Origin of the sequence: Streptomyces sp. NPDC050423 (assembly GCF_040655445.1) — a bacterium.
GTDB lineage: Bacteria > Actinomycetota > Actinomycetes > Streptomycetales > Streptomycetaceae > Streptomyces.
The window spans coordinates 52,175-60,157 of record NZ_JBFAJY010000034.1 but is presented as its reverse complement, the minus strand read 5'-3'; the positions used below and the strand labels follow the sequence as shown (position 1 = coordinate 60,157).

The 7,983-nt window shown below is 71.7% G+C and carries 7 protein-coding genes and 3 tRNA genes; 4 read left to right on the top strand and 6 right to left on the bottom strand.

The window, feature by feature from the left end; translation table 11 throughout:
* From AB0I52_RS23890 to AB0I52_RS23880, 3 genes are all read right to left on the bottom strand, one after another.
* On the bottom strand, window positions 1–2,119 hold a 2,119-nt coding region (locus tag AB0I52_RS23890; protein ID WP_363075693.1), incomplete at its 3' end, for a DEAD/DEAH box helicase.
* A 211-nt stretch (window positions 2,120–2,330) separates the two neighbouring features.
* Window positions 2,331–2,897, bottom strand: coding sequence for a hypothetical protein (locus AB0I52_RS23885; RefSeq protein ID WP_363075691.1), 567 nt, complete (start codon window positions 2,895–2,897; stop codon window positions 2,331–2,333).
* Between the two features lie 141 nt (window positions 2,898–3,038).
* A complete protein-coding gene (locus tag AB0I52_RS23880; RefSeq protein ID WP_311304231.1) occupies window positions 3,039–3,389 on the bottom strand; it encodes a metallopeptidase family protein in 351 nt (116 codons plus the stop codon).
* An 85-nt stretch (window positions 3,390–3,474) separates the two neighbouring features.
* On the opposite strand from AB0I52_RS23880, the gene AB0I52_RS23875 reads away from it, so the two are divergent.
* The 4 genes from AB0I52_RS23875 (at window position 3,475) to AB0I52_RS23860 (ending at window position 5,455) form a co-directional block, all read left to right on the top strand.
* Complete coding sequence (locus AB0I52_RS23875) at window positions 3,475–4,998, top strand: metallophosphoesterase (RefSeq protein ID WP_363075689.1); 1,524 nt, start codon at window positions 3,475–3,477, stop codon at window positions 4,996–4,998.
* Window positions 4,999–5,172: 174 nt separating this feature from the next.
* Window positions 5,173–5,245: transfer RNA gene (locus AB0I52_RS23870), tRNA-Glu, on the top strand.
* A gap of 36 nt (window positions 5,246–5,281) precedes the next feature.
* Window positions 5,282–5,356 (top strand) — tRNA-Asp (locus AB0I52_RS23865).
* A gap of 22 nt (window positions 5,357–5,378) precedes the next feature.
* A tRNA-Phe gene (locus AB0I52_RS23860) sits at window positions 5,379–5,455 on the top strand.
* A 38-nt stretch (window positions 5,456–5,493) separates the two neighbouring features.
* Here AB0I52_RS23860 and AB0I52_RS23855 read toward each other — a convergent pair.
* The 3 genes from AB0I52_RS23855 to AB0I52_RS23845 form a co-directional block, all read right to left on the bottom strand.
* On the bottom strand, window positions 5,494–6,360 hold the full coding sequence (locus AB0I52_RS23855; RefSeq protein ID WP_363075687.1) for a cytochrome c biogenesis CcdA family protein: 867 nt from the start codon (window positions 6,358–6,360) through the stop codon (window positions 5,494–5,496).
* Entirely contained in the window at window positions 6,357–7,349 is a 993-nt protein-coding gene (locus AB0I52_RS23850; protein WP_363075735.1) for a thioredoxin domain-containing protein, read from the bottom strand. The genes AB0I52_RS23855 and AB0I52_RS23850 overlap by 4 nt, the downstream gene beginning before the upstream one ends.
* Before the next feature lie 73 nt (window positions 7,350–7,422).
* The gene (locus tag AB0I52_RS23845; protein WP_363075686.1) at window positions 7,423–7,851 is read right to left on the bottom strand and encodes a hypothetical protein; all 429 of its coding nucleotides are present in this window, start codon (window positions 7,849–7,851) and stop codon (window positions 7,423–7,425) included.
* Window positions 7,852–7,983 lie beyond the last annotated feature (132 nt).

Sequence of the window (7,983 nt, the reverse complement as noted above, 5' to 3'; positions counted from 1 at the left end):
CACGGTTGAACGCGGGGCGGTCGTTGTCACGGTTGAACGCCGGGCGGTCGTTGTCACGACGCTCGAAAGAACGGCCGCCACGGTCGCCACCGCGGTCGTCACGACGGTCGCCGCCACCGGAGCGGAAGCCACCGGAGGGACGCTCGTCGCGGCGGTCACGGTTGAACGCGGGGCGGTCGTTGTCACGGTTGAACGCCGGGCGGTCGTTGTCACGACGCTCGAAAGAACGGCCGCCACGGTCGCCACCGCGGTCGTTGCCACGGTCATTGCTGCCGCGGAACGACGGACGGTCGCTGCTGCCGCGGTAGCCGTTTCCACCGGTGGGACGGCCACTGCGCTCGCCGACCCGGTCGCTGCCGCCGCGGTACCCACCGCGGTCGCCGCCGCGGTTGTCGCGGCGCTCGTAGTTGCCGCGGTCGTCGCGGCGCTCCTCGCGCGCGGCCGGCTGCTCCGGCACGGAAGCGGCGGCCACGAGTGCGGCCTCCGCCTCGGCGGCGACCTCGGCCACCGCTGCCTCGGGGTCGTCGCCCCGCTCGCGTGCGGCACGGGCGACCAGGCGGTCGGCCTCCTCGCGCAGCTCCACGGCACGGCGCTGGATGCGCTCCAGCTGCTTGGTCAGGTCGGCGGCCTCGCGCTCGGCCTGCTTGGCGGCGTTGTTCGCGGAGTCGGCCTGGACCTCGGTGAGCGAACGGGCACCAGTGATCTCGGCGACCTCCGGCTCGAAGACGCCCGCGCCCTGGACGATGTGGCGCGAGGCGTCGACGCCCGCGTCCTCCATCAGGCGGAAGATCTGACGACGCTGGTGCGGCAGCGCCAGCGAGACCACGACACCGGACTTGCCGGCACGGGCGGTACGGCCCGAGCGGTGCAGGTAGTCCTTGTGGTCGCCGGCCGGGTCCACGTTCAGGACCAGGTCGATGCCGTCGACGTGGATACCGCGCGCCGCGACGTCGGTCGCGACCAGCGCGTTGACGTAGCCCTTCTTGAAGTCCTCGAGAACGCGGGTACGGGCGCCCTGGGTCATGCCGCCGTGCAGTGCGTCCGCCTTGACGCCCGCCTCGACGAGCTGCTCGGCGATGCGGTCGGCGCCCAGCTGGGTGCGGACGAAGATGATCGTGCGGCCCTTGCGGGCGGCGATGGCGGAGGTGACCGGCGCCTTGTCCTTCGGCTTCACGACGAGGACGTGGTGCGACATGGTCGAGACGTTGCCCTGGGCGGAGTCGACCTCGTGGGTGACCGGGTTGCTCAGGTAGCGCTTGACCAGGGTGCCGATCTCGTTCTCCATGGTGGCGGAGAAGAGCATCCGCTGGCCGCCACCGGGGATCTGGTCGAGCAGCTCGGTGACCTCGGGCAGGAAGCCCAGGTCGGACATCTGGTCGGCCTCGTCGAGGACGGCGACCTGGACGTTCTCCAGGGAGCAGGCACCCCGGTTGATGATGTCGCGCAGCCGGCCCGGGGTGGCGACGAGGACGTCGACACCGCGCTCCAGCGCGTAGATCTGGTTGCCCATCGACGTACCGCCGCAGACGACCTTCATCTTCAGGCCGAGCACGTCGCCGTACGGCTGGAGCGCGTCCGCGACCTGCATCGCGAGCTCACGCGTCGGGGTGAGGATGATCGCGCGGGGCTTCTTCTTCTCGGTGTGGCCACCGGAAAGCGAGGCCAGCGTCGGCAGACCGAAGGAGAGGGTCTTGCCGGAGCCGGTACGGCCGCGGCCGAGGATGTCCTTTCCGGCCAGGGCGTCCGGGATGGTCGCTGCCTGGATCGGGAAGGGCGCGGTCACACCGTTCTGCGCGAGCTTGCGGACGATGCCGTCGGGCAGGCCCAGGCTGGCGAAGGTGACGGTCGGCTCGGCGTCCGCGTCCGCCTCGTCGGCGGCGGAGTCGGTGTCGGCGTCGGTCTGCTCGGCCCGGGGGGCGTCGGAGACGGTCTGCTCGGCCTTCTCGGCCTTCGGAGCGTCCTTCTCGGCCTGAGGAGCGTCGGTGTCGGCCTGAGGGGCCGCGATGTAGTCCTTGATGGAGACGGCAGACTCGGCGACAACGGCCTCCGCGGCCTCGACGAGCTCGTCGTTCTCGATGTTCTCGGGCAGCACGGTGTGGTCAGAACTGGAAATTGACATGCGAAATGCGAAACCTTCCGGAGTCTCGGCACGCGCCCGTAACTCCGTGTTTTCGCAATTTCGACCGCCTCAATGCGGTCCAGCCACGGCAAGGGAGAGTACGCGCCACACGGCGCTCTTCTGTGTCGGCGCCGGGCAATGGATCAAACGATCTACTACCATACGCACTCACCCCGGCATCGCGCAAACCGGCCCCCCGCCGGCCACCCCGTCAAGCCGGTCCCACCTGCGGTGATGCCTCCGGGGTCCGCATCTCGTCCACGTTGTCCGGCGCTCCCATCGCGTCAGTGCGGAGCTGCGCGGCGGGCGACGCCGAAGGCACCTCCGGCGGCTCCGACGGCTCCGGCTCGGGCTCCGGCGGAGCCGACGGCTCAGGGGCCTGCGGCTCGGACGGAGCCGGGGGGTCCGGCTGCTGCGGGGCCCCTGGCTCCGGCGACGGGAGCGGCGGCGCCGACATCCGGCCGCCCCTGACCCGACGGGGCTCGGCGGACCCCGTGCCGGGGCTGCCCGAGGGGCCTGCGGAGGCGCTCGGGGTGCCGGACTCGGCGACCTCCCGCTCGGAGTGCGCCTCGGCGCCGCCGGTACGGGCCCGGCCGGTGCCGGCCACCGTGGAGCCGTCGGGACCGGCCACCGACCCCTTCGGCGTGGCGGACCGCGAGGGTGCCGGTTTCCCGGCGTCGTCACCGACGCTCATGCAGCCGGTGGACGCGACGATGGTCACAACGGTGACGGCCGCCCAGCGGACGGGGACGGACAAAGGGATGGACAACTGGCGCACGGGGGCACCTCCGGGGGCGCGAGGACGGACGAGGCGGTACGGAAACGAGCCGGGGAGCGCTGTGCCCAACTCCCGCCGCCCCGCCGGGGACACGCCCCCGGGCCCGGCCCGCACACCTCATTCACACCTGAGGCCCGCCCCTCACCCGTAACCCAGCGCGTGCAGCCTCTCGTCGTCGATGCCGAAGTGGTGGGCGATCTCATGGACGACGGTGATCTCCGTCTCGGCGACGACGCGCTCGCGCGACTCGCACATCCGCAGCGTCGGCCCCCGGTAGATGGTGATCCGGTCCGGCAGCACACCCGCGTACCACTCGCCGCGCTCGGTCAGCGGCGTGCCCTCGTAGAGCCCGAGCAGATCCGGATCGTCGGCTTCCGGTTCGTCCTCGACGAAGACCGCGACGTTGTCCATCAGCCGGGTCAGCTCCGGCGGGATCCGGTCCAGGGCCTCGCCGACCAGTTCCTCGAACTCTTCCCGCGTCATCTCCAGCACCCCGTCATTGTCACGTACCGGGGCCGAATACGCCCCGAGGTGCCCGGAGCGCATACCTCCCCACGGACCGGGGCACAGTCGCCCAATGGCCCGCGACCCGTTCCGTGCCGCAGCAGCCCGTGTCCGCCGCCTCCGCATCCGCCGCACCGGCGGCGCGCCCGTCGCCTCGCCGCGCCCGTTCGCCCGCGCGCTGGGTCTGGTCACCGTCGTGCTGTTCGGCGCCTGGCTCGGGCTGCTGGCCGTCGGCAGTGTCCGTACGACCGTCGGCCCGATGGACACGACGATGACCCTGCGCCCTTCCCTCAGCGGCGGCACCAAGATCAACGTGTCGCCGCTCGGCGCCCTGGAACTGGACTCGCACCGCGCCCCGGTCCGGCTCGACGTCGATGTCGACCGCCTCGACCCGGTCCGCTCCGAGTCCCTGGTCCAGCACCCCGAACGGCTGTCGGGACTGGAGGACGAGGTCACCGGCGACGTCGCCGCCGGCACCCGTGAGCTCGCCCTGCGCTCCTGCGTCGCGGTCGTCTCCGGAGCCACCGCACTGGGCCTCGCGGTCTACCGCAGGCCCCGCCGCGCCCTCGCGGCCGGCGGGCTCGCACTCGCGCTGCTGGCCGCCTCGGGGGTCAGCGCGTACGCCACCTGGAACCCGAAGTCGGTCCTGGAGCCCCGGTTCTCCGGCCTGCTCTCCAGCGCCCCCTCGGTCGTCGGCGACGCCCGCTCGATCGTCACCGACTTCGACGTCTACCAGCGGGAGCTGGCCCGGCTGGTCACCAACGTCACCAAGCTGTACGACGCCACCTCGACGCTCCCCGTCTACAGCCCGGACCCCGCCACCCTCCGCGTCCTGCATGTCTCCGACATCCATCTGAACCCCGCGGCCTGGCACATCATCGGCTCGCTCGTCGAGCAGTACGACATCGACGTGATCATCGATTCGGGCGACACGATGGACCACGGCGCCGCCGTCGAGAACAGCTTCCTCGACCCGGTCGGCGATCTGGGCGCCCCCTACGTCTGGGTCCGCGGCAACCACGACTCCGCGATCACCCAGAAGTACCTGGAGCACGCGAAGCGGTTCAAGAACGTGCACGTGCTGGACGGGGGCCGGGCGGTGAACGTCGGCGGGCTGCGGGTCGCGGGCATCGGGGACCCGGAGTTCACCCCGGACCGCACCGGGCCCGAACAGGCCGAGGACGTCGAACGGACGGCGGGCCTGCGGCTGGCGGCCGCGCTGCGCGACCAGCAGCGGGCCGGCACCCCGGTCGACATCGCCGTCACCCACGAGCCGGCGGCGGCCCGGGAGACGGACGGCACGGTCCCGCTCGTGCTGGCCGGCCATGTGCACCACCGGCAGAACGAGGTGATGAAGCTCGGCACCCGGCTGAAGGTCGAGGGCTCCACGGGCGGCGGCGGGCTGCGCGCCGTACAGAACAAGAAGCCGGAACAGGTGCTCGCGTCCGTGCTCTATCTGGACCGCGCCACCCGGCGTCTGCAGGCCTGGGACGAGATCACACTGGGCGGGCTCGGCCTGACGACGGCCGAGGTCAGCCGCCATCTCCCGGAGGGGAAACCTGCCGGCGCGACGCCCTCGCCTTTTCGGTTTGGCTGACACCGAAATGCACGTGTACAGTCTCCGACGTGCCCAAGGGTGCCGGTCAGGGCTCGACCGTTCTGGAACCTCACAGGTTGCAGGAGAAGCGGAACCTCTCGGGGGGAAGCGGAGTCACATGCTTCTCACGTTCCCTCGGGTGACAGATGAAGAAGCGGCTGTATTAGCAGTTCTGCCCTCATCGTCTAGTGGCCCAGGACGCCGCCCTTTCAAGGCGGTAGCACGGGTTCGAATCCCGTTGGGGGCACGCACAACCTGTGCGACACTTAGTCGCACAAAGCTTGGTCCTGTGGAGCAGTTTGGAGTGCTCGCCACCCTGTCAAGGTGGAGGCCGCGGGTTCAAATCCCGTCAGGACCGCTGCAGCCCGTACGAGCTGCGTGGCTGGGTAGCTCAGTTGGTACGAGCGATCGCCTGAAAAGCGATAGGTCGCCGGTTCGATCCCGGCCCCAGCCACCACCCGAAGGCCCCGTCCGGTGGACGGGGCCTTCGCCGTGTCAGGCACCCTCCCGGTCAGCGGTGTTCAGCTCGTCCCCGGCCTCCGCACGGCGGCGGCGCCCGGCCCGTACCGCGAGCACCAGCAGCACCACGGCCACCACCGCGACCAGCATCACCACATCCGGTACGTGCTCGCCGACGCCCTGGGCCCACTGCTCCACGGCGAACGACTGGTCCACGTCCAGCAGTCCGGGCAGCGCGGTCGTCCCGTCATACACCAGGAACATCGCGCCGAGCCCGATGAAGAAGAGCCCCGACAGCAGCGACGTGGTGTGCAGCTCGAAGCGGCCGAGCCGCACGACCCGCCCGCGCAGCCACGCGCGGCGGCCCAGCTCGAACCGTTCCCAGAGCAGCGCGAGCAGGAAGAGCGGCACCGCCATGCCCAGGGCGTAGACGGCGAGCAGCAGTCCCCCGTACGCCGGGCTGCCGCTGACGGCCGCCACGGTCAGCACGCTTCCGAGGATCGGTCCCGCGCAGAATCCGGCCAGTCCGTAGACCGCGCCGAGCGCGTAGACCGATACGGCGGTCGTGGGACGGATCCGGCCGCTGAGGGCGGCGATCCGGCGCGAGGCGAAGCCGAGACCGACGATCTGGGCGACGCCGAGAACGATGATCAGCCAGCCCGCTCCGAGGACGAGGGCGTCGCGGTGGCTGTAGAAGAGCCGTCCGGCGTACGAACCCGCCGCACCCAGCGGGACGAGGGTGGTGGCCAGGCCCGCGTAGAAGATCCCGGTCCGGGCGAGGAGCCGTGAGGTGGAGTTGATGGAGTACGCGAAGAAGGCGGGGAGCAGCAGGGCGCTGCACGGGCTGAGCAGTGCCAGCAGTCCGCCCAGGAGCGCGGCGAAGTAGCCGATCCCGGCCGTCACTTCGTCGCGCCCGCGGAGCCTGCGGTGTCTGCGGTGCCTGCGGTGCCTGCGGTGTCTGCGGTGCCTGCGGTGCCTGCGGTGCCTGCGGTGCCTGCGGTGCCTGCGGTGTCTGTGGTGCCTGCGGTGTCTGTGGTGTCTGCGGACGGCTTGGCGTCCTCGCCACCGTTGCCGAGGCTCTTCGCCTGCTGTGCCGCCTGCTCGATGGCCTGGGCGAAGGTCTGCGTCGACTGCGCTCCGGCGATCGGGCGGCCGTTGATCAGGAACGACGGGGTGGACGTCGCGCCGATTCCGTACCCCTGCTCCTGGTCCTTGCTGACCGCGGCCGCTGCCGCCGCGCCGTCCGTGTCGGCCTGGAAGCGGTCCAGGTCGGCCACCCCCGCCTGCTGGGCGAGCGCCTTCAGGCGGTCCTTGCCGAACCCCTTCTCCTTGGCCCCTTCGGCGTACGCGGCACGGTGGAACTGCCAGAAGCGCCCCTGCTGTCCGGCGGCCCAGGAGGCGCGCGCCGCGGCCTCGGACTCGGCGCCGAAGATCGGGAAGTTGCGCCACTCGATGCGCAGGGTGCCGTTGTCGACGTACTTCTTCACCAGGGCGGGTTCGGTGTCGCGGGCGAACTTCGCGCAGTAGCCGCACTTGAAGTCGGCGTACTCGATGAGGACGACGGGCGCGTCCGGCCGGCCCTGTGCCAGCTTGTCGCCGGCGTCGCGCCTGGCCAGCTCCGCCAGCTCGGGGTAGACGCCGGCCTCCGGCTCGGCGGTGACGTCGGCGACCGCCGAGGAGCCGGAGCCCGGGGAGTCGGGGGCGGTGGCCCGGTAGGAGACATAACCGAGCAGGGCTGCGGCCACGACGATCCCGGCGCCGTAGACGAGCGGCTTCCTGGACCTGCCGGCCTTGTTCGGCCCGCCGGTCGTACGGGACTTCTGGGACGGCTTGGACGTGGACGTGGACGTGGACTTGGACGTGGGCATGGGCTTGGGCATGGGCTTGGGCATGGGCTTGGGCATGCGGAACTCCGTGCTGGCGATGCGGGAGAGGTGAGGGGACGGCCGTGGAGACGCGGGCCGTCTACACCCTCAGTACGGAGAGTTCCACCGGAGTGGGCGCGCTCGCGTCGGGCCCGCGCAGCGCCGTCGGAGCGGGGGGCCGGACCGGCCCCGGCCCGGCGGCGACGGGCAGGCCCCATTCGGCGAGGCCCGGCGCCTGGTCCTGGGCCGCGCGGGCCCGGCCGGGAACGGCGGGTTCGCCGCCCTCGCGCTTACCGCCCCTGCCGCAGCCCGGAATCCCGTCCCCGCTGTCCGCGGTGACCGTCACGACCGGCACCGGGTCCTGGGCGGATACCCGGGCGGAAACGTGGGCGGACACCGGGGACGGCACGACGGCCGCCGCCGGAACCGCCGCGGCGACTGCCGTCCGGGCCACCGTCGCCTGTCCGCAGAACAGCCCGAGGACGACCGCGAGGGCCGCCACCAGGCAGGACCACTGCGAACGGGTCACGGCGACCGGCCTTCCTGGGGCTGTTCTGCGGACAGGGTTCACGGGGGTTCAACGGGATTGCATGGGCGTTCACGGAAGTTCATGGGAGTTCAACTGTCCGGAATGGTACGTGCTGTGATCGCGCCGCCCCCC